The following is a 19775-nucleotide window of genomic DNA, read 5'->3' as shown; positions in this document are numbered from 1 at the left end:
TCTTTGTTTGAACCATGTTCAAGGGGTCAGTGAAGGTTTTTCCGGTGGCCCTTCCAGGTCATCTCCGCGCAATTTGCGGTACCGATCGCGTGCTTCCGGAACGAAAATGCTACCGGTCTGTTCAAAGAGCAAGCGCTCATAGAACCCCTTTGCTTTTTCAGGATCATTCAATTTATCCTCGAAAAGTTTACCCAGGTCCAAGAACGCATTGTCCACCAGAATATCCAGGGGATAGAATTCCAGCAGTTTTTCCAGGAACGTTCCGGCCTCCGCGTAGCGATGGCGCGCATAGGCTATCCTGTATCGTTCATAAAGCACATCGTCTCCCAAACTGTGCATAGGGTATTCGGCATCAAGCGAATCGAAAACGACCAATGCTTCGTCATACCGATGTTGGAAACGAAGCAATTCCGCACGCGCAAAAAAGCTGAGCGGAACACTGTTGCTATCCACACCAAGGTTATCCGTTATCCGGAGGCTGAGCTCCATGGCATCGTTCGCGATCAACTTGCTGGTACTTGCTTTGAGTACGTTCAATTGTCCTTGCGCCCAAAGGAAATCACCGGAATAGAAAGACACTTTAGCATTGCGTAATCGGGCTTCATGGCCGATCATATCGTACTTGTAGTCCAGGTCTACTTGCGAATAGAGGAGGGAAGCATCCCAGATCTCCCCCGCCAATAAATGAACGTCTCCCAGATCCAGTTTCAGCTGTGCTTGGGTCTTGGGATCCACGCCGGGAATGTTCAATCCTTCCGTCAACAGCGCAATTGCACCGGCGTGGTCATTCAGGTAGTAGGCTTTCAAATGTGCTTGATCACGCAACAGTTCAATGGTATTCCTGTTCAACCCGAGTTCAGTAAGCGTGTTGCCCATGCGCACATCCAGATCCTGCAGATCGGTCGGGACAGGCTCAGGTTGTTTCGTCAGCTGGTCATAGCGCACTTTGACGCCGCCGATCTTTGCTTGGAGGTAAAGGGCATCATTGCGGCCTAGGCTAAGCACGTATTCGTATGACTTCAGCGCTGTGGAGTAGTCCTTGTTCGCAAGCGCGATACGGGCAAGGTCCATCAGACGCATTCCGCCTTCATCGAAGCGTTTGTCCATGGCCTTGCTCTGTACGAAAGCTGCGGTAAGATCGTTCTGTTGTATGTACATCCAGATCAACAATTCCTGATATACAGTGCGCTGTGGATCACGTTGTATCCGACGCAACAATTCGGTGCGCAGTATGTTGGTCCGATCATCGGATACTTCGAAGTCCATATACCGCGAAAGTGAATTCTGTATTTGTTGGAGGTATGCCTCATTCACGGCGAGCATCTCCATGTAAGCGCTCACCATTTTTTGGACGTCGCCCATTGCCGCGTACAAATTGGCCATCTCATAGTAGAAGTTCTGACCATCACCCAATGACCGTTGTCCGCGTTCATAGGCTTGTAGCGCGAGATCATATTCGTTCGCACTGGTGAAGTAATTCGCCACTTGACGTACGCTCCCTTGTTGGTCCCCCATCATTCTTAGGGCCTTGTCGAATTCTTTCTCTGCCTTGGGGTCATCGCCCATTTTGCGAAAGATCAGGCCCATATCCACCGGATAACGTGGGTCATCCTTGTTGTGCTTCATCTGGTCCTTGACCAATTTCTGTGCACTCTCAAGATCATTCAGGCCAACATAGCTCTTGTACAATTGCTCGTAGTAGAATGTTGTGGGTTGCTTGCGGAACAGCTTTTCATAATACAGGATCGCCCGTTCATAGTCACCATTTTGGAAGTATTGAGCTGCCAATTGTTCATCTGCTCCGGGTTGCGCGTATGACCGTATCGGAGCAAGGACGATCAGGACCAGAGCTATGAAAAGGGCGCGGATCATTTTTGGTCTTTCAACGTTCTAAGGCGAAGCGGGTCGGTCGTGCTAAGTTCTTCCAACGTCCGTTTGATCGTGAAATGGTTGCTTGCGATCAAGGCTGTTGCGCGCTCGACAGAACTGGCCCGTTGGAGTTCCGCAGCGATCGCAGCATGGGCCGCTTCATTATCCATAGCACCGGAGTTAAGGTCATTTCGAAGATCCTCTAAACGTTGCTGCGTAGAAGAGATCTCACGTTGTAGATCCAGATGGTCGCGTTCCACATGTTCTGCTTCGCGAAGCACAAGATACTGGTTGGCCAATGCATCGGCCGTGGCGCGGTCCAGTGTATCCGTGAACAGTTCGCTGTAATTCTCAGCATGAACCTTCAATACCGAATCCGAGACCGCGTAAAGGTGTTGATCAAGCTGCATTAACGTGCTCAGCATTTTGTCCATTGTATAGCTTAAGCTGTCCACAGTGGTTAGTTGACCGGTATCTGCGGCCCTGCGGCAGCCACTTGTCAAGCCGCTCCATGCCAACGCAATAACTACAGCGAACAGTATGCCACGGTTCATCTAAGGATCATATCGAACCCGGTGTAGGGTTGCAACGCTTTAGGAATTCGAATGCCTTCGGGCGTTTGGTTGTTCTCCAGGATCGCGGCGACAATGCGGGCCAGCGCTAATGCACTTCCATTCAGTGTATGCGCCAGACGGTTCTTTTTGTCGGCACCCTTAATGCGTAGCTTCATACGATTGCTCTGGAAGGTCTCGAAATTGCTGATGGAACTCACCTCCAGCCACCGTTCTTGTGCCGCACTGTAGACCTCCATATCGTACGTAATGGCACTCGCAAATCCCATGTCGCCACCACAGAGTAGAAGCTGGCGGTAGGGGAGTTCCAATGCGCGAAGGAGGCCCTTCACATGTTCCACCATTCCTTCCAATGCAGCATAACTATTCTCGGGTTTTTCGATCCTTACGATCTCTACTTTGTCGAATTGGTGTACCCGGTTCAAGCCGCGCACATGGGCGCCATAGCTTCCTGCTTCGCGACGAAAGCAAGGCGTGTAACCCACCATGGTGATCGGCAATTGCGCTTCGTCCACGATCATATCGCGGTACAGGTTGGTAATAGGCACTTCCGCGGTGGGGATCAAATACAGGTCATCCACGGTTGCGTGGTACATCTGGCCTTCCTTGTCCGGCAACTGCCCTGTGGCGAATGCGCTTTCGGCATTCACCATGTGCGGTGGAATGATCTCGCGGTACCCCGCTTCGATGGCTTTATCCAAGAAAAACGCGATCAACGAACGCTGCAATTTTGCCCCTTGTCCGCTGTACACCGGAAATCCGGCGCCGGTCACTTTTACGCCGAGGTCCATGTGCAAGAACCCATATTCTTCGCCCAACTCCCAATGTGGTTTGGCACCGGAATGCAGTTTGTGAATATCTCCTTCCTGTACAACGGTGATATTCTCCTCGGGTGTTTTGCCAACAGGCACCTTCTCAGAAGGTGCATTCGGGATGGTGCAGAGGTGGTCGCGCAGATCGTTCTCGGTGGTGGTGAGTTTTCCACCAAGCGTGGCGATCGCCGCCTTTAATTCAGTGGTGCGGGATTTAGCGGTCTCGGCTTCATCCTTCTTCCCGCTTTTCATTAGATCACCGATCGCACGGCTCAGGGTGTTCAGCTCTGCCGATAACCCATCCAGTTCGGTCTGCGTTGTGCGGCGGGTATCATCCAGCTCCTGCACGCGGTCCAAAGCGGTCTTTACATCGATGTTCCGCTTAGCAAGGCGGCTTTCCGCTTCGGGGCGGTAGTTGCGTAGGTATTGAAGTTCGAGCATTTAAGTGCGTTGCAATAGGCGAATGGTCAAAAGTAGCCCAACAGGGTCTATGCGTTGGGCGATTACGAAAAAACCCTCCAACTAGGAGGGCTTTTCAAAGTGAGATAGGTGTCGTTTATTATTTACCACCGTCCAATTCGTCCTGCCAAGCCTTTAGCTCGTCCCATTTGCCAGCGGCAGCCAATTCGGCTTGCTTTGGCCATGTGCCAGGGTTGTGTGAAGCATAATTGGGTCCAGCTTCGTTGAGGATCTCTTGCAAGCGCTCAACAGAAGTAGCGGCTAATTCAGCAAAGGTATTGATACCCGCAGCATTGAAATGCTCAGCGATCTTCGGGCCAATGCCTTCAACCTTACCCAGGTCATCTCCTTTAGCTGCCTTTGGTGCTGCTTTAGCTGTGGTTGCAGGGGCAGCCTTAGTAGCTGCTTTTTTGGTTGCGGCAGGAGCAATGATCGGTGTGCCTTCAGGCAACACGCTAACATAGCTGCGTGCACCGCGCTGTTTGCGGAAAACCACAACGCCATCGGCCAATGCATAGAGGGTATGATCAACACCAACGCCAACGTTCTTGCCTGGATGGTGCTTTGTACCGCGCTGGCGAACGATGATGTTACCTGCAATTGCAGCTTGGCCGCCGAATAATTTAATGCCCAATCGTTTGCTGTGCGATTCGCGGCCGTTGTTGGTACTACCTGCTCCTTTCTTGTGTGCCATTGATCTTGGGTATTGTTGTTACCGGAATAGGTCCGGTGTTGGTCTACGATTGAAGGATCACTTCTTGTCTTTTTTAGGAGCTGCTTTCTTGGCAGCGGCCTTTTTAGGGGCTGCTTTCTTAGCCGCGGCCTTCTTAGGGGCTGCTGCAACTTTAGCTGGAGCAGCTACTTTTTTGGCTTTTGGCTCAGAGATACGCGCAGCATGCGGAGCAGGAGCACTGCTCTTGCTCGCATCGAATTTCTCGCCTTTACCTAGGATCGCTTCGATCCAGAGTTCGGTGATCTGCTGGCGGTGGCCGTTCAGCTTTTGGTACCCTTTACGGCGCTTTTTCTTGAAAACAAGCACTTTATCGCCTTTCGTCTGGCGAAGCACTTTTGCCGCAATACGATAACCTTCCACAGTAGGGGTGCCTACAGTGATCGTTTTACCGTCGCTAACAAGCAGTACAGTAGGAAGTTCCAAATGTTTGCCTTCCTCTACTTCGAGGCGGTGAACACTGAGTTTCTGGGACTTGGTCACTTTGAACTGTTGGCCAGCGATATTGACAATAGCGTACATGTTTCCTTGGAAATGGGGTGCAAATGTAATGCTTAGCACTGAATTCACAAGTACCCGTGTAAAAGTGTTTTTTGACTTTTAGGTTGGTACAGGGTATAGGGTAACTGGTTCAGGGTAGGATCTTCTCGATACCCTGTACCAGGTACCCTGTACTAGTTACTTTAACTTGAACGCCTTCTTCACCACATCCACTGCATTCAGGTCCTCCCAAGGGAATAGGCGCACCTTGATCGTAGCTTTTTGGCCTGCATTCACGAATTTCTTGGTCACCACAACGCTCTTGCGGCCCATGTGGCCATAGGCTGCGGTTTCGCTATAGATCGGGGTGCGCAGCGCAAATCGCTTCTCAATGAAGTAAGGTCGCATGTCGAATTCCTTCATGCCGCTGATCTTCTTCGCGATCAATCCATCTTGCATGTTCACCTTGCTGGTTCCGTAAGTGTTCACATAGAAGCCGACCGGCTTTGCTACACCGATAGCATAGGCAACCTGAACCAGAACTTCATCACAAACTCCTGCAGCGACCAAATGCTTCGCAACGTGGCGAGCTGCATAAGCAGCACTACGGTCCACCTTGCTCGGGTCCTTACCGCTGAAAGCACCACCTCCGTGGGCTCCTTTTCCCCCGTAGGTGTCCACAATGATCTTACGACCAGTAAGTCCAGTATCACCGTGCGGGCCACCGATCACGAACTTTCCTGTTGGATTGATGTGGTAGGCGATATCCTTACCGAAGAGTGCCTGTGTACGTTTCGGTAATTGTTTTAGAACACGTGGGATCAAGATCTCCACCATGTCCTTTTTGATCTTCGCCAACATCTTTGGCTCCGAATCGAAATCATCATGTTGGGTGCTGATCACGATCGCATCGATACGCAATGGAGTGTTATCGTCTCCGTATTCGATCGTTACTTGGCTTTTTGCATCAGGACGTAGGTACTTGATCGCATTATTCTCGCGACGGATCACAGCAAGTTCCTTCAGCAAGAGATGGCTCAGGTCCAAGGCCAAAGGCATATAATTGTCGGTCTCGCGCGTTGCGTAACCGAACATCATTCCTTGGTCACCAGCACCTTGCTCTTCAGGCTTTTTACGTTCTACACCTTGATTGATGTCAGGGCTTTGTTCGTGAATAGCACTTAGCACGCCGCAGCTATGTGCTTCGAACATGTACTCGCTTTTTGTGTATCCGATGCGCGCGACCACATCGCGTGCGATCTGCTGTACATCCAAATAGGCTTTGCTTTTCACCTCACCAGCAAGGACCACCAGGCCCGTGGTAACGAGTGTTTCGCAAGCGACCTTGCTTTGTGGGTCAAAGGCAAGAAAGTGATCGATCAAGGCGTCGCTGATCTGGTCTGCGACCTTATCGGGATGGCCTTCGCTAACGGATTCTGAGGTGAAGAGGTATGGCATGTGATCTTTTGAAGGGTGCAAAGGAAACAGATCCGCCGTAATCGACAAGATGAATTTCACAGGGCGATGTACTTGTTGATGATCGTGTACGAATTTGGTTGGGCCGTGCGTTGAATGTTCAGGTCAAATTTTGGGAGAATGGTCACCATGTTCATGAGACATCCAGAGCGGTTCTTGTTTTTTGCGATCCATTTATTTGGCGCGGAACAGGACGGCTGCACACAAAGTTTTACGAAGGGAGATGATATCATCGGGCCCATCATTGGTATTGGTGGGCAGTACACAACGCACACCATCCAAACTCCGGTGGTCGGTGTCGCCTATGAACATGGTGTTGCTCAACTTGGCACGGGTATTCTGGGGATGGGAGCGTACTTCGGATACAAGAGTTTACTGTACCGAAGTCTCGTACATGTGGGTGAGGCGGAATGGAATTACAACTATTTTATTGTGGGTGGTCGTGGTGCTGGCATTGGAATCAATGGCACGGTAAAGAACGGCTGGATACCTACGCTGGCCTCATGCTCCACTACAACCGAGTGCGTGCCACCTACACGGGTCCGGAACTTGGCTTCACCGGGCTTTACTGCAAAAAGCGGAGTGGATGCTACACTTTACGCAGGTGGGCGCTATCGCTTAGGAACGCATTGGGGCGTGCAAGCCGAATTGGGTTTCGGAAGCGCGATCCTCAATCTTGGCGCAGCGTACAAATTCTGATCTTACTTACTTCCTAGTAGCCGTCAATTCCTTGAACACCTCTTCCAGCCCACGTTCGCTTTTGTGCATTCCTAGCACCTTCACACCACGGTCCACGGCAAGTTGGAACACAGCGGGACGAATATCCGTAGAGGCTGCATAGGCCACAAGCCAACTTTTATCATCCTTTTTCTTCGCAGCTTGTACACCGCTAATGCCTAAGAGATCGTTCGCCTCGATCCTTCTATCGAATTCCACTTCGAGCACCGCTTTTTCCACATCTCCACTGCGCAATGTGCTGGCTTTATCATCCGCAACAAGAAGGCCTCGGTCGATGATGATCACGCGGTCGCAAATGGCCTCTACTTCTTGCATGATGTGCGTGCTCAACATCACGGTCCGTTCTTTTCCGATGCGCGCGATAAGGCCACGGACTTCCACGAGTTGGTTCGGATCGAGTCCACTTGTTGGTTCATCCAGTATCAACACCTGTGGGTCATGGATCATGGCTTGGGCCAACCCAACGCGCTGTCTGTATCCCTTGCTCAGCGCACCGATCCGTTTATGTTGCTCGCGCTCCAAGCCTACCATGCCGATCATTTCGCGAACACGCGCATCGCGGTTCTTCAGTCCATGAATACCGGCAACAAAGTCCAAATACTCACGGATGTACAGGTCCAGTTAGAGCGGGTTGTTCTCTGGGAGATAGCCGACATTGCGTCGCACCTCCATGCTCTCTGTGCGTGTATCGAAACCGCACACCGTTGCATTGCCGGTCGTGGGCTGAAGAAAGCATGTCAGGATCTTCATCATGGTGCTTTTACCAGCGCCATTGGGACCTAAGAAACCAACAACTTCGCCCGTGCCGATCTCGAATGAAACATCATCCAAAGCACGCTGCGTACCGAAGACCTTGGTGATATTGCTTACAGAAATGGACATGTTTGAACGATCTGAACGCGAAGGTAGCGTTATCGGTCGCAAGCAATGGCCATGCATCCGAGGAATGGTGTTGGGTTACATGTCTTTACTTTCCCTTCTTTTCGCGCACCTTTGCCCTTTGTAACATGCTCACTGGTCTTATCATGCGTTCCCACGGATCCCGTTACGTTGTGCGTGACGACAGTGGAGCGCCCACCAATGCGTGGCCAAAGGCAATTTGCGCATCAAAGGGTGGAAGAGCACCAATCCTGTGGCTGTTGGTGACCGTGTCGACTTGATCCCGCAGAAAAGCGAGGAAGAGATCGGTGCCATTATGGAGCTGCATGAACGACGCAATTACATGGTGCGGCGCAGTGTGAACCTGTCGCACCATAAACACGTTATCGCTGCCAATCTGGATCTCGCGATGCTTATGGTGACCATTGCTAGGCCGCGCACATCATACGGCTTCATTGATCGTTTTCTGGTCACTGCGGAAGCATACCAAGTTCCGGCTATGATCGTTGTGAATAAGATCGATGACCTGGATGAGAACGAACAGGAACGCATGTTCGATCTGGTCGATACCTACCAGGAAGCCGGATACAAAGGTGTTGATGACAGCGGCGTTGAAAGGCAAAGGAGTGAAAGAGTTGAAGGCGCAATTAGCCGGAAAAGTGACATTGCTTGCTGGGCATAGTGGAGTGGGGAACAGCACGCTCATCAATGCCATTGATCCAGAATTGGACCTGTGGACATTGGAGATCAGCGAGAGCTCAGAGAAAGGCCAGCATACTACCACCAATGCAGAAATGTACGAGCTCGACATACCAACTAACGAAGGTGGAAATGGAACCTTCATCATCGACACACCCGGTATAAAAGGTTTTGGATTGGTTGATATTGAACCGGGACATATCGGAGATCAATATCCGGAGATGTTCGCACGGAAAGGAGGATGCCGTTTCAATGATTGCATGCACAAGGAAGAACCGGACTGCGCCATTCGCAAAGCAGTGGAGGATGGAGAGATCGCACAAAGCAGATATACCAGTTATTTGGATATGTTAGCGGGATTGATCGAGGATAGTCCATATAGAACTGATTGAACATGAGGAAAGAACTAGCGTTGATCCTGTTAGTGAATATTGTACTTGGTTCGGCGTGCAGTTCGTCCACCCAAGTTGCAGTTGCACCCGTTGATCCAATTGTGGTTCCTGTGGTGCTGGAGACAAGGAATGCTGAGACGATACTCTCTTCCCAAGGCGCGGATGCGGTAATGTGGCAAAGCACATCCGCAGAAGCCTATCGCATTTCGCAACAGGCGTTCGAGCTCGCACGCATCCGATTGATGGAGAACATCCAAATGCCTTCACCCAAGCCAAATGCGGTGATCGTGGATATCGATGAGACCATCTTGGACAATAGCCCCTATCAGATCCACATCGGACATCAGAAGGCCACTTACGATCAGGATTCCTGGAAGGACTGGACCGATAAGTCGGCTGCGAAGGCAATGCCGGGTGCCATTGAATTCCTGAAATTCGCGGAACAACAGAAATGCGAGGTATTCTACATCACCAATCGCGATGTACGTGAACTGGCCAGCACGTTGCGAAATCTGGATAGTCTAGGCTTTCCGGATGCGGATGCCGACCACCTGCTTTTATTGGACGGGGCCAGTGATAAGACCGAGCGCCGCGCAAAAGTCTCGGCATCACACCGCGTGGTGCTTTTGATCGGAGATCAGTTGCGCGATTACGATGAACGGTTCAAGGATAGATCCACGAATTATGGGAAGGACCTCGTTGAAGCGATGAATGACAGTCTTCGCCGTTTTTTCATTCTGCTGCCGAATCCCATGTACGGTACGTTCCGGGATGCAGTACAAGGCAAGGGAACGGATGAAGAAAAACTGGAGCGTACGGAAGAGTGGTTCCGCGCAAACGACTATTGATGCGTGCAGTAGTACAACGAGTTGCCGAGGCTAGTGTAACGATCGATGGACAGCGCGTTGCACACATTCATTCGGGACTGTTGGTCCTGCTCGGGATCAGCGAGGATGATACGGAAATTGACCTCGAGTGGCTCTGCGGAAAGATCCTGAAGTTGCGCATTTTTCCGGATGATCAAGGCGTGATGAATCTGGACGTACACCAAGTGAATGGTGATCTCATTCTGGTGAGCCAATTCACGCTTTTGGCCAGCACGAGCAAAGGAAATAGACCCAGTTACATCCGTTCGGCAAGGCCGGATGTTGCAATGCCTTTATACCTACGTGCGAAACAACGGTTCTGCGAATTATTGGGCAAACCCATCGGTACAGGAGAGTTCGGTGCCGATATGAAAGTGGCGTTGGTCAATGACGGTCCTGTGACCATTGTAATTGACAGCCAGCTTCGCGAGTGAGCATGATGTTCCCTTGATCAAAAAGCCATTCCCGTTCGGAGTGGCTTTTTGACATCCGGAGTTTTCCGAATTCTTAGGTCTGCATCGCCATGGATCGAGCAGTCATTGGTGGAGTCATCTGCCGTCCATCTTCCAAACCATGTTGGCAGTTGCAAAAGGGGGCCACTGAACACCTCAACTAGCTCGTGAAGCATGAACCTAGACGAATGTCGAACGATTTTTCGTGGGCAAGTAGCTCACCTTCAACAATTTGCATAATTCTTGAAAAGAAATCCAACATGGAATGATCCAAGGTTCAGGCCTCATCGTACATATCTGTGACAAACCTGCGAACCACCATGAGCAAAGTAAAAAAAACGATATTGATAAGCCTAAGTAGCTTATTCATTCTTTCTGGAATAGTTGTATGGCACATACACGCTGTTACCAAACCAAAACCGAATGCACATTTGGCCAATCTACAATTGGCACGCATTGATTTCTCGAATGAATTATCTCCGGCAGAGGCAGCCATGATCCGAAGCAGCGTTGATGCCATGCCGGGCGTGGCCAATGCACGTGTGAACCTGGAAGACCGGAATTTGGTATACGCCTATGACCGTTCCGTGCAGGACCAAGCAGCCGTACTCGCCGTTGTAAATGACATGAGCACTGTTCCGGGTAAACCCCTTGTTGTTACTGCCGAAGCTGCTGCGATGGGATGTCCAGCGATGGTGAAGGAAGGCATGACCGGGCAACTGGTAAGTTGGATCACCTCCGTCGTGAGATGAATCCCGAACAAGGTTTCGCACTCCACGCCCTTACACGAACAACTCAAAATTGAATTTCCCCTTGGTTCACCAGTGTGATCCATTGATCGAATTGACCCAAAATCCACAAACCAAAAAAGAAGAACAATGAGAAAGATGATCAAAACAGCACTTTACTTATCCGTAGTAGCCTTAATGGTTACTGGTTGTAAAAAGGATGATGAACCTGCGCCAACTCCTGCGCCAACTCCAACTCCAACTCTCTACCAGCGTCTTGGTGGCACCACAATGGTCGCTGATCCATCCAATTCAGGACAGATGATCGAAAAGGGTTACCTCGGTCTGCGTTCAGTGGTGGATAGCACCATCTTCGTTATCGCTGGAGATGCACAACTACAGCCGTTCTTCGCAGTTCTACTTGCCGAAGTTGGAAGCGGTGACCTTACCGGTTTCGCTGCTCTAAGTGAGAACCTCACTGAGTTCTTCGCAGTAGCGACAGGATCCCAGAATTACACCTATGATGGGTTGAATATGGTGGAGACGCACAACAATGCTGGAAACCCACGTATGACCGGCCTAGTTGGAAATTCTGATTTCGATCGTTTCATTGTTGATCTTGTTGCTGGTGCAGCACAGAACAACGTACCGACAGATATCGTTACGGACATTGGAGCTTTGGTTGAAACATTGCGCGACCCGATCGTTCAGCAATAAGGTCCGCTCGTTAAAGAACAAGGGGCTGTCTCGAAAGGGATAGCCCCTTTTTTAATGAGTTCCGATGTAGCGAATGTTGAAGCATTACCTGTTCGGAAAAATGCCAAGATGACCGCGCGCAATGAATGCGATGGAATCAACATCAAGGCTTCAGTCATTTCATTCTATTTGAACGCGGTAGTTTTTTCATTTTCGGATCAGGATCAAGCGGCTTCGGTTTCAACGAAAAATGAAAAGGGCTGCTCTTTCGAGACAGCCCTTTTCACATTAGAAGAAAGAGGTCACTTCTGGATCACAACACGCTGTGTGAATAGTTCCTCGCCAGCAATGATCTTCACCATGTACATACCAACAGCGACATCGCCGTTGAGATCAATTGTTGTGTTGAGAACGCCATCCTGGATACCAATAGTACGCGCGATCATGCGCTTACCACTTAGGTCGAAGATGTCCATGTTCACTGTGCTGATGAAAGGATCAGCAACGCGCAGACTCATGTTCAACACATCACCGTTGTTCGGGTTCGGCCACATGTTCAATTCGGAACGTTGTCCATCCAATACAATGCTCTGCTGCCCAACGACCGCATTGCTAATGATGCTCACTGAACACGCATCGCCTACTACACAATAGGAAGCACCATTATTGAACGACGCTTGCACAGTTACATCATACGTCTCACCTACATTCATGGTCGGTCCTGAGGTCCAACCCAAGGTGAGGTAGTAGGTGTTTACGACCTTCACGATCGGCGTGGCCAACTCTGCACTGGTGATGGTGAATTTGTATTTGTTCGCACCACTTACCGGACGAGCATAGAGCCTGTTCGATGCATTTGAAATGAACGCACGGGTTACATTACAGCTGTAGAACTGGGGGAATCCCTGTAGGTCGAACAACTTTGTGGGAGGGCAAGCAGCCAAGGCCTCATCGCGTACAAAGCGACAAGCAGGTCCCCAATTAGCGGGTATATTGTTCACTACGGCACGCACACGAACATTGAGTTTCACACCGTCCGGGATATGGTTAGCTGTAGCCCAGTTGTTCACTTTCATGTGGCATGTACGGGAAGAGCCAACGTTAGCGAAGTTGTCGGAAACGTTGTGCCTGCGCTGGCGGATGTAACTGTATCCACCGTTCGGGTCATAGAACCAGAAGTCATAGCCTGTTGTTGCAGATTGTACAGTATTGGCACCGTTCAGCACCCATGCTGCAGCGACTTGAGCATCTTCGTTGCACACAACATATTCACCGCTTTTCCAGAAGGGTTTGTCGCAGTTCGTGAAGAGAAGATCAGTTTGGCCTACAGGTACCTGCACCGCACCATTGGAACTTAATGCCGCAGGTGTAGTAGAGAACGCCGTTACGGAAGTTGTTCCAGCAGTTGTAGTGATGTTATCGATGATACGCGTTCCAGGGTTACCACTTGTTCGTAACACATAGGACCCACCAGTTGGGACACCATTCATGATCAACCTGAAGTTACCTTCCGGCAAACAGGTATTCTGTTGATTGACCCCTGGATTGGCGAAACCGCCGCCACCGTTCTGTACCAGAATGTCCGTAGCATCTTCACGTAATTCCCAAGTAGGTAACGTACCGAAGGCAGGCATAGTAATATCCAAGGTAAGATCCGTGGTGCACTGCAGCCCGACGCAATTACAGTTTGCATTCAATTGACCCAGAACGAAATCCAGGACCAGCATCGCAAGCACTTCCAATGATCCCGAATGTAGTCGGGCAATCATCCGTATTATCGGCCACACCGCACGCTACCGGAGCACCTGCTCCATAGCCATCACCATCGGTATCGGCATAGAGATTCTGGGTGTCATTGCAATCCGTGTTATCCGAAACACCGCAAGCAATCGGTGCACCCGCTCCGAAACCGTCGCCATCGTTATCAGCATATTGAAGCTGCGCATCGTTGCAATCCGAATTATCGGCAACGCCGCATGCTACCGGAGCACCTGCTCCAAAGCCATCACCGTCGTTATCTGCATAAAGATCCTGGGTGTCGTCACAATCGGTATTATTGGCAACATAGTTACCTGGCTGGGTACAAGTAGACTGAGAAATACTAGGATTACCGAAACCATCACCGTCTTGGTCGGCATACCAGATCGGAGCTGCTGTCCGTACGAAGTCCCAAGTCGTGCAACCCGTAGCATCTCCGCTAGCGGTGGCTGGTACGATCCTCCAACTATACGTGCCTGCTGTCGGGGTAGAGGCGTTGTAGGAAAGTCCCACTTGGTTATTACTCACCAAGGTCGTGGCCGAACCGCCGGCGTTGAAATACACATCATAACCCGTGGCAGTGGCCACAGAAGACCAGCTTAAAGTTGTTGTGGCGGACGAGATGCAAGCGCTGCTGGAACTGGCCGGTGATGGATCAGTAGCGCAACCGGGAAGAACAACCGCTGTTCCGCACTGGATCCGCTTGGATCCCGTTGAACCTCCTGATCCGCAAGATGAATTGGAGTGGATATAATAGCGGTATGTAGCACTTGCTGTGGCGGCCCAAACCAACGGAGAGGTACCGGCCGCGAGTTCCGTGGTGGCGGTGTTATTGCTGATCGTAACATACCCCCCGTTAGCACAGCTGAAGGTGTACGCCGTGCCACTTACCAGTGCAACATTACAGAACTCACCATAGTTAGTGCCGCTGACGATGGTTTGAGCCACACCATCGCATGCGGTTAGGGTATATGTATTGGTGGGGTATTGCGTACCGGAGAGGCAGTTGCCACCACCACCTTGGCCAGGGCAAGTGATAGAGCGGGTGCGCGTGCCCGTTGTACCACAGGCCGAAGTGCTATGCGTGTAGAACCGGTAAGTGGCAGTTGTAGCCGGCACATAGGTGAATGGAGTGGTTCCATAGCGTTGGATCGTGCCAGAGGAATTTGCGATCGTTACTTTATCGCCACTCACTGAACTAGTGAAGGTGTATGGCACCCCGTTAGTTAGGGCCACGTTAGAGTATCCGCCAGCTAGGCCGGAGCCTATCGATTGGGCAGTGCCTGAGCAACTTGGCGTGAAGGTCCCGGCAGGACTCAAGAGGCCGGTAGTACAACCCGATCCATCGGTTCTGCTCAAGGTGATGGTCCGTGAACTGCCACTGGTGCTGCAGGTAGAAGTGCTGTTTATGCTGATGTAGTGGATACCGGAAGTGTTGGCGGTCCACTTGAGCGGGGTGCGACGTGTACTCTGGTCCAACCACGATACTGAACCATGTGCTGTATGTACCTGGGAATACGAAATAGCCTGCGGATGTGGCGCCTGCCGCAGGTGTGCTTGTGCCCGACGTGGGCGAATTGGAAAAGCCGATACATTGTGCGGATGCCAAAGCGCTGGATATGGCAAAGGCAACGGTAAGACTTAGTTTAAAAATACGGTTCATGTGTTCTAATTCAATGGTTTTGAAATGACCCTATCGTGTCATTCCTTGAATTGCGCGCAATTGTAAGACAGTTCAATAGATAAAAGGGTGACGAATGGTAGTTCCCTTGATCGTGGACCGATCCTTTTGTAACAATGATCGAACTTTTTTCTGATCTCTGTACATCTTCCGGATATATTCGATGTGGTCTTCTTACCCTACACAACATTCGGGATTTCGCGATGGATAAGGCTGTGCATTTCCGCGCAATGTCCATAACGTTGGTAATCTGTTGGTTGAAATATAAAAATGTAACGGCACTGTTCATTACATGTTAGTGCCACAAAACAAGAACCCCCGCACCTTTCGGCACGGGGGTCTTTGTATTTGTTACGATCCGAGGATCGCAGGTTGATCCTTACTTCTGGATCACCACACGCTGTGTGAAGACTTCCTCACCTGCAGTAACCTTCACCATGTACATACCAACAGCTAGGTCGCCGTTGAGATCGATGGTTGTGTTGAGAACACCATCCTGGATAGCAACAGTGCGCGCGATCATGCGCTTACCACTGAGGTCGAAGATGTCCATGGTAACAGTGCTGATGAACGGATCCGAAATATGTAGGCTCACATTCAATACATCACCGTTGTTCGGGTTCGGCCACATGTTCAGTGATGCTGTGCCATTGTTGTCCAACGCTGCATTTTGGCTTCCGCCGATCGCAGGAGGAGCAATTGTTACCAGACACACATCACCAACTACACAATAGGTTGCGCCGTTGTTCAATGATGCTTGCACGGTAACCTCGTATGTTCCGCTCACGGCCAGCGTTGGTAGACCAGACCAACCCAAGTTCACATAATAGAAGTTGCTAATGCGAGAGAACGTACCCTCACCACTTGAGAAGGTGAACTTGTACTTGTTCGCACCACTAACAGGACGTGCATAGATGCGGTTCGCTGTATTGTTGACGAACTGACGTGTGACACCACAGCTATAGAACTGTGGATATCCAGGTATATCGAACAACTTAGTAGGAGCGCAAGCTGCCAAAGCCTCATCCCTTACAAAGCGGCACGCAGGACCCCAGTTCGCAGGAACATTGTTCACAACAGCACGCACCCGAACGTTGAGTTTCACACCGTTCGGAATATGGTTCGCAGCTGCCCAGTTGTTCACTTTCATGTGGCACGTACGTGAAGAACCAACGTTCGCGAAGTTGTCCGATACGTTGTTACGACGCTGACGGATGTAGCTGTATCCACCGTTCGGGTTGTAGAACCAGAAGTCATAACCACTATCTGCTCCAGCAGCACCGCCACCATTGTAGTCGGCAGCAACAGCGGCATCTTCGTTGCACACGAGGTATTCGCCCGCTTTCCAGAAGGTTTTATCGCAACTCGTATAGAGCAGGTCGTTCGTACCAACGGGTATCTGCACTGCACCATTGGAGCTAAGTGTAGCAGGTGTAGTGTTATAAGGTGAAACAGAAGTTGTTCCAGCGGTCGTGGCGCTGTTATCAATGATGCGCGTACCAGGGTTTCCACTGGTGCGTAGCATGTAAGAACCACCAGCAGGAACACCACCCATGACCAGCCTGAATTTACCATCCGGCAAACAGGTATTCTGTTGATTGATCCCTGGATTTGCGAATCCGCCGCCACCACTTTGTACCAGAATGTTGGTTGCATCTTCACGTAATTCCCATGTCGGTAACGTACCGAACGCAGGCATTGTGATATCCAAGGTCAGGTTCGTAGTGCATTGTACACCAACACACGCGCAGGTAGCATCCAGTTGGCCCAGAACGAATCCTGGACCAGCATCGCAAGCACTTCCAACGATCCCGAATGTAGTAGGGCAATTATCCGTGTTATCGGCAACACCGCACGCTACTGGAGCACCGGCTCCATAGCCATCACCATCGGTATCCGCATAGAGGTTCTGTGAATCGTCACAATCCGTGTTATCAGCAACACCGCATGCTACAGGCGAACCCGCTCCGAAACCGTCACCATCGCATCCGTGTATTGGAGTTGCGCATCGTTACAATCCGTGTTGTTGGCTACACCGCAAGCTACTGGAGCACCTGCTCCGAAACCGTCACCATCACCGTCGGCATAAAGATTCTGAGAATCGTCACAATCAGTGTTGTCGGCTACACCGCAGGCAACTGGAGCACCTGCTCCGAAACCGTCACCATCATCATCCATGTAAAGCAAATTGGGTATCATCGCAATCACTATTGTCCGCGATACCACAAGGAGCATTGGCGGCTGCGCCGAATCCATCGCCATCCACATCAGCGTGCAGGACCGCAGCATCATTACAATCCAAGTTGTTCGCAACACCACATGCAACCGGAGCTCCAGCACCGAAGCCGTCACCGTCCGCATCCGTATAGAGTTCCTGTGTGTCATCGCAATCCGTGCTGTTGGCCACATATCCGCCAGGGGCCGCACAGGCCAATACCATATCACCGGCGTCGCCGAAGCCATCACTGTCGTTATCTGCATACCAAGGTGTAGCGGTGTTTTCCGTTACGGTCACAGTTGCCGAATCGGGCGAACAGGGTGCAGCAGTTACTAAGTAAGTATAAACACCAGGGTTCATGGTCGCGGGGTTGTACATCCCACCACTCACCGCGCTGGGTCCGCTCCATGTGCCGCCGCCGTTCGGTGTTCCACCTAATTGGGCGAATAGGCTGGAAGGTGCTGCATTGCTACAGGTGATCAGCGTTCCATTCGTACCTGCGCTCGGAGGTGTCACCGTTGTAACGGTAACGTTACCTGTGCGGGTACAACTGTTCGCCGTATGTGAGACAGTGACCATATAGGCTTGTGTACTGGTTGGCGAAGCTGTAACACTTGCTCCGGTCGTCGCGCTAAGCGCGATGTTCGGTGACCAAGCATAGCTAACTGTAGCCGGATAGCTGAACGTAATGCTCCAATTTGCGATAGATCCTCCATCACCAGACGCATCATCACGTATAAGCAGCTTCCATACCCCGTTAAAGTTTCCTGAAAAGAGGTGAGTGTCGGTGAAGCTTGGCTGAAATTGCTCCTGGTCCAGGAGCTGTTGGCCAATCATCGGGAGTTCCGATGTTCGTTGGAGCGTAGCTTCCCGCTGCGTTGGCACCGGCATCGGACATTGCCGGAGATCCCGTTTCGAAGGTGTAGTTCACAGCGGCTAGATCGTTAGTACCACCCACGTCGGACATCAGGATCACGTTCGTACCTGTAGGGGATTGAAGTAAGATGTCCAGATCATCAGGGAAAGTATGGGTAATGCCGTTTATAGTGACCGATTCTACCGTTACACCAGATATCGGAAGTCCACTCACTGTGTTGTTGAATGGGTAGGTGGTGGCGTTCTGCGCTGCACCGGTGGTTATGTTAGCCGGCCCTCCTGTGCTATTGAATGGCGAGGATATTACGGTTGCTGATGTGGTCGATGACGCACTCAGTACTGTAGGTGAGCCAGAGCATGTCGTGACGCTTGTCGGTGACATCACCGGAACAGTGGGTGCCGGAGTTACCGTTACGGTTACCGTAGTTGTGCCGGGTATGGAACAACCCGTATTCAAACCGGTCACGGTGTAGGTCGTGGTCGATGTTGGGTTTGCTGTAACCACAGCACCGGAAGTCGAACTCAACCCTGTGCCAGGCGACCATGAATAACTTGCGGAAGCACCGGAGGCCGTTAGCACAACGCTTGCTCCAGCACATATGGTAGGCGAACCCGGTGCCACGGAAACAGTTGGTCCAGAGCATGGTGTATAGGTAAGTACTACGCGACCGGTTGCGCCGTTCCCGCCATTCTGGTTACCGGAAAAGGTGTTTTTTTCGGCACCACCTCCACCACCACCAGGAGCAGATCCTGCAACGCCCGCACCTGCAAGGAATCCAGCATTTCCACCATCCCCGCCATCACCACCACCAACAGGAGCATTCCCGCCGTTCTGCCCAGAGCCGTTGGCCCCAGCAGCAGCAGTACCGGCAGATGAGCCAGCACCTCCACCTGTTGATCCGCCTGCAGCACCATTACCACCACTGTATTTAACAGTACCAAAGCCCGTACCCGCTGCTCCACCGGTTGCACCAGCAGGAGTGTTGTTGGCCACTGAATTTCCACCTTCGGCCATGACCGTTGTGGCGTTAAGGAACCACGAATCGCCCCCTGGTGATGCCGAATTACTTCCAGCACCCACAGTATACGTGTATGAATTGCCTTCGATCACGGAAATGGTCGATCGGGAATAGGCACCACCACCTCCACCGCCACCAGCTCCATTCGATGTACGCGTGCTTCCATGGCCACCGCCACCCCAACATTCAACTGTTACCTGCGATACGCCAGCTGGTACTACGAAAGTGCCAGAGCTGTTATACGTGTTGGTTATCTGTGCACTGACCAACTGGGTTAAAAGTAGGAGGGCCACTACTAGCCATGGTCCAAAGGACCATTTTCGTGTTGTTCGTGTTTTAGAGCTCTTCATCATTGGGAGATCTTAGGGTTTAATG

19 protein-coding genes and 2 pseudogenes are annotated in these 19775 nt (G+C 51.1%); 7 read left to right on the top strand and 14 right to left on the bottom strand.

Going from position 1 to position 19775, the window contains the following annotated elements; translation table 11 throughout:
- Window positions 1-18 precede the first annotated feature (18 nt).
- The 6 genes from IPF95_01765 to IPF95_01740 form a co-directional block, all read right to left on the bottom strand.
- On the bottom strand, window positions 19-1872 hold the full coding sequence (locus IPF95_01765) for a tetratricopeptide repeat protein (GenBank protein MBK6473419.1): 1854 nt from the start codon (window positions 1870-1872) through the stop codon (window positions 19-21).
- Window positions 1869-2423: a hypothetical protein gene (locus IPF95_01760; GenBank protein MBK6473418.1), complete on the bottom strand. Its 555-nt coding sequence runs from the start codon at window positions 2421-2423 to the stop codon at window positions 1869-1871. The genes IPF95_01765 and IPF95_01760 overlap by 4 nt, the downstream gene beginning before the upstream one ends.
- Entirely contained in the window at window positions 2420-3694 is a 1275-nt protein-coding gene (gene serS, locus IPF95_01755) for a serine--tRNA ligase (protein ID MBK6473417.1), read from the bottom strand. Before serS ends, IPF95_01760 begins: the two co-directional genes overlap by 4 nt.
- A 118-nt stretch (window positions 3695-3812) precedes the next feature.
- Window positions 3813-4406, bottom strand: a complete 594-nt coding sequence (gene rpmA / locus IPF95_01750) for a 50S ribosomal protein L27 (GenBank protein ID MBK6473416.1) — start codon at window positions 4404-4406, stop codon at window positions 3813-3815.
- Window positions 4407-4463: 57 nt separating this feature from the next.
- Window positions 4464-4964, bottom strand: a complete 501-nt coding sequence (gene rplU / locus IPF95_01745) for a 50S ribosomal protein L21 (protein ID MBK6473415.1) — start codon at window positions 4962-4964, stop codon at window positions 4464-4466.
- Between the two features lie 156 nt (window positions 4965-5120).
- Window positions 5121-6380, bottom strand: coding sequence for a methionine adenosyltransferase (locus IPF95_01740; GenBank protein MBK6473414.1), 1260 nt, complete (start codon window positions 6378-6380; stop codon window positions 5121-5123).
- Window positions 6381-6533: 153 nt separating this feature from the next.
- On the opposite strand from IPF95_01740, the gene IPF95_01735 reads away from it, so the two are divergent.
- A complete protein-coding gene (locus IPF95_01735; protein ID MBK6473413.1) occupies window positions 6534-7097 on the top strand; it encodes a hypothetical protein in 564 nt (187 codons plus the stop codon).
- Between the two features lie 6 nt (window positions 7098-7103).
- On the opposite strand, the pseudogene gldA reads toward IPF95_01735, so the two are convergent.
- Window positions 7104-8018 (bottom strand): annotated as a pseudogene (gene gldA, locus IPF95_01730) (gliding motility-associated ABC transporter ATP-binding subunit GldA).
- A gap of 125 nt (window positions 8019-8143) precedes the next feature.
- Here gldA and rsgA point away from each other — a divergent pair.
- From rsgA to IPF95_01705, 5 genes and pseudogenes are all read left to right on the top strand, one after another.
- Window positions 8144-9106: pseudogene (gene rsgA / locus IPF95_01725) on the top strand (ribosome small subunit-dependent GTPase A).
- Between the two features lie 2 nt (window positions 9107-9108).
- A complete protein-coding gene (locus IPF95_01720) occupies window positions 9109-9954 on the top strand; it encodes a 5'-nucleotidase, lipoprotein e(P4) family (GenBank protein MBK6473412.1) in 846 nt (281 codons plus the stop codon).
- Window positions 9954-10406 (top strand): D-tyrosyl-tRNA(Tyr) deacylase, encoded by a 453-nt coding sequence (locus tag IPF95_01715; GenBank protein ID MBK6473411.1) that lies wholly within the window; start codon window positions 9954-9956, stop codon window positions 10404-10406. The genes IPF95_01720 and IPF95_01715 overlap by 1 nt, the downstream gene beginning before the upstream one ends.
- A gap of 338 nt (window positions 10407-10744) precedes the next feature.
- On the top strand, window positions 10745-11176 hold the full coding sequence (locus tag IPF95_01710) for a hypothetical protein (GenBank protein MBK6473410.1): 432 nt from the start codon (window positions 10745-10747) through the stop codon (window positions 11174-11176).
- A gap of 126 nt (window positions 11177-11302) precedes the next feature.
- Complete coding sequence (locus IPF95_01705) at window positions 11303-11869, top strand: group 1 truncated hemoglobin (protein MBK6473409.1); 567 nt, start codon at window positions 11303-11305, stop codon at window positions 11867-11869.
- Window positions 11870-12150: 281 nt separating this feature from the next.
- Here the strand turns inward: IPF95_01705 and IPF95_01700 are convergent, their stop codons facing one another.
- The 4 genes from IPF95_01700 to IPF95_01685 all read right to left on the bottom strand — a co-directional run bounded on the left by IPF95_01700 (window position 12151) and on the right by IPF95_01685 (window position 16986).
- Complete coding sequence (locus IPF95_01700; GenBank protein ID MBK6473408.1) at window positions 12151-13575, bottom strand: T9SS type A sorting domain-containing protein; 1425 nt, start codon at window positions 13573-13575, stop codon at window positions 12151-12153.
- The gene (locus IPF95_01695; protein MBK6473407.1) at window positions 13529-14842 is read right to left on the bottom strand and encodes a hypothetical protein; all 1314 of its coding nucleotides are present in this window, start codon (window positions 14840-14842) and stop codon (window positions 13529-13531) included. Before IPF95_01695 ends, IPF95_01700 begins: the two co-directional genes overlap by 47 nt.
- Before the next feature lies 1 nt (window position 14843).
- Entirely contained in the window at window positions 14844-15269 is a 426-nt protein-coding gene (locus IPF95_01690; GenBank protein ID MBK6473406.1) for a hypothetical protein, read from the bottom strand.
- 397 nt (window positions 15270-15666) lie between these two features.
- The gene (locus IPF95_01685) at window positions 15667-16986 is read right to left on the bottom strand and encodes a T9SS type A sorting domain-containing protein (protein ID MBK6473405.1); all 1320 of its coding nucleotides are present in this window, start codon (window positions 16984-16986) and stop codon (window positions 15667-15669) included.
- Window positions 16987-17016: 30 nt separating this feature from the next.
- Between IPF95_01685 and IPF95_01680 the strand changes: the two genes are divergently transcribed.
- Entirely contained in the window at window positions 17017-17202 is a 186-nt protein-coding gene (locus IPF95_01680) for a hypothetical protein (GenBank protein MBK6473404.1), read from the top strand.
- Window positions 17203-17237: 35 nt separating this feature from the next.
- Here the strand turns inward: IPF95_01680 and IPF95_01675 are convergent, their stop codons facing one another.
- From IPF95_01675 to IPF95_01665, 3 genes are read right to left on the bottom strand one after another with little or no spacing between them, the layout of a single operon-like run.
- Entirely contained in the window at window positions 17238-17486 is a 249-nt protein-coding gene (locus tag IPF95_01675; protein MBK6473403.1) for a hypothetical protein, read from the bottom strand.
- Entirely contained in the window at window positions 17458-18342 is an 885-nt protein-coding gene (locus IPF95_01670) for a proprotein convertase P-domain-containing protein (protein ID MBK6473402.1), read from the bottom strand. The genes IPF95_01675 and IPF95_01670 overlap by 29 nt, the downstream gene beginning before the upstream one ends.
- Entirely contained in the window at window positions 18263-19753 is a 1491-nt protein-coding gene (locus tag IPF95_01665; GenBank protein ID MBK6473401.1) for a hypothetical protein, read from the bottom strand. Before IPF95_01665 ends, IPF95_01670 begins: the two co-directional genes overlap by 80 nt.
- Window positions 19754-19775: the final 22 nt, after the last annotated feature.

This window comes from Flavobacteriales bacterium, assembly GCA_016704485.1.
In the GTDB taxonomy this organism is placed as follows: Bacteria; Bacteroidota; Bacteroidia; order Flavobacteriales_F; family PHOS-HE28; genus PHOS-HE28.
Note: the sequence above shows the minus strand (reverse complement) of the source record. Positions and strands in the feature narration are given on the sequence as shown.

What these genes read in the sequence shown, in the direction of transcription:
- IPF95_01685 (MBK6473405.1), bottom strand. Translation starts at nt 16,986, where the DNA reads ATGCCTGCGTTCGGTACGTTACCGACATGGGAATTACGTGAAGATGCA.
- IPF95_01715 (MBK6473411.1), top strand. Translation starts at nt 9,954, where the DNA reads ATGCGTGCAGTAGTACAACGAGTTGCCGAGGCTAGTGTAACGATCGAT.
- IPF95_01700 (MBK6473408.1), bottom strand. Translation starts at nt 13,575, where the DNA reads ATGCTGGTCCTGGATTTCGTTCTGGGTCAATTGAATGCAAACTGTAAT.
- IPF95_01720 (MBK6473412.1), top strand. Translation starts at nt 9,109, where the DNA reads ATGAGGAAAGAACTAGCGTTGATCCTGTTAGTGAATATTGTACTTGGT.
- IPF95_01670 (MBK6473402.1), bottom strand. Translation starts at nt 18,342, where the DNA reads ATGATTGGCCAACAGCTCCTGGACCAGGAGCAATTTCAGCCAAGCTTC.
- IPF95_01665 (MBK6473401.1), bottom strand. Translation starts at nt 19,753, where the DNA reads ATGATGAAGAGCTCTAAAACACGAACAACACGAAAATGGTCCTTTGGA.
- IPF95_01765 (MBK6473419.1), bottom strand. Translation starts at nt 1,872, where the DNA reads ATGATCCGCGCCCTTTTCATAGCTCTGGTCCTGATCGTCCTTGCTCCG.
- IPF95_01740 (MBK6473414.1), bottom strand. Translation starts at nt 6,380, where the DNA reads ATGCCATACCTCTTCACCTCAGAATCCGTTAGCGAAGGCCATCCCGAT.
- rpmA (MBK6473416.1), bottom strand. Translation starts at nt 4,406, where the DNA reads ATGGCACACAAGAAAGGAGCAGGTAGTACCAACAACGGCCGCGAATCG.
- IPF95_01735 (MBK6473413.1), top strand. Translation starts at nt 6,534, where the DNA reads ATGAGACATCCAGAGCGGTTCTTGTTTTTTGCGATCCATTTATTTGGC.
- serS (MBK6473417.1), bottom strand. Translation starts at nt 3,694, where the DNA reads ATGCTCGAACTTCAATACCTACGCAACTACCGCCCCGAAGCGGAAAGC.
- IPF95_01675 (MBK6473403.1), bottom strand. Translation starts at nt 17,486, where the DNA reads ATGATACCCAATTTGCTTTACATGGATGATGATGGTGACGGTTTCGGA.
- IPF95_01760 (MBK6473418.1), bottom strand. Translation starts at nt 2,423, where the DNA reads ATGAACCGTGGCATACTGTTCGCTGTAGTTATTGCGTTGGCATGGAGC.
- IPF95_01705 (MBK6473409.1), top strand. Translation starts at nt 11,303, where the DNA reads ATGAGAAAGATGATCAAAACAGCACTTTACTTATCCGTAGTAGCCTTA.
- rplU (MBK6473415.1), bottom strand. Translation starts at nt 4,964, where the DNA reads ATGTACGCTATTGTCAATATCGCTGGCCAACAGTTCAAAGTGACCAAG.
- IPF95_01690 (MBK6473406.1), bottom strand. Translation starts at nt 15,269, where the DNA reads ATGAACCGTATTTTTAAACTAAGTCTTACCGTTGCCTTTGCCATATCC.
- IPF95_01710 (MBK6473410.1), top strand. Translation starts at nt 10,745, where the DNA reads ATGAGCAAAGTAAAAAAAACGATATTGATAAGCCTAAGTAGCTTATTC.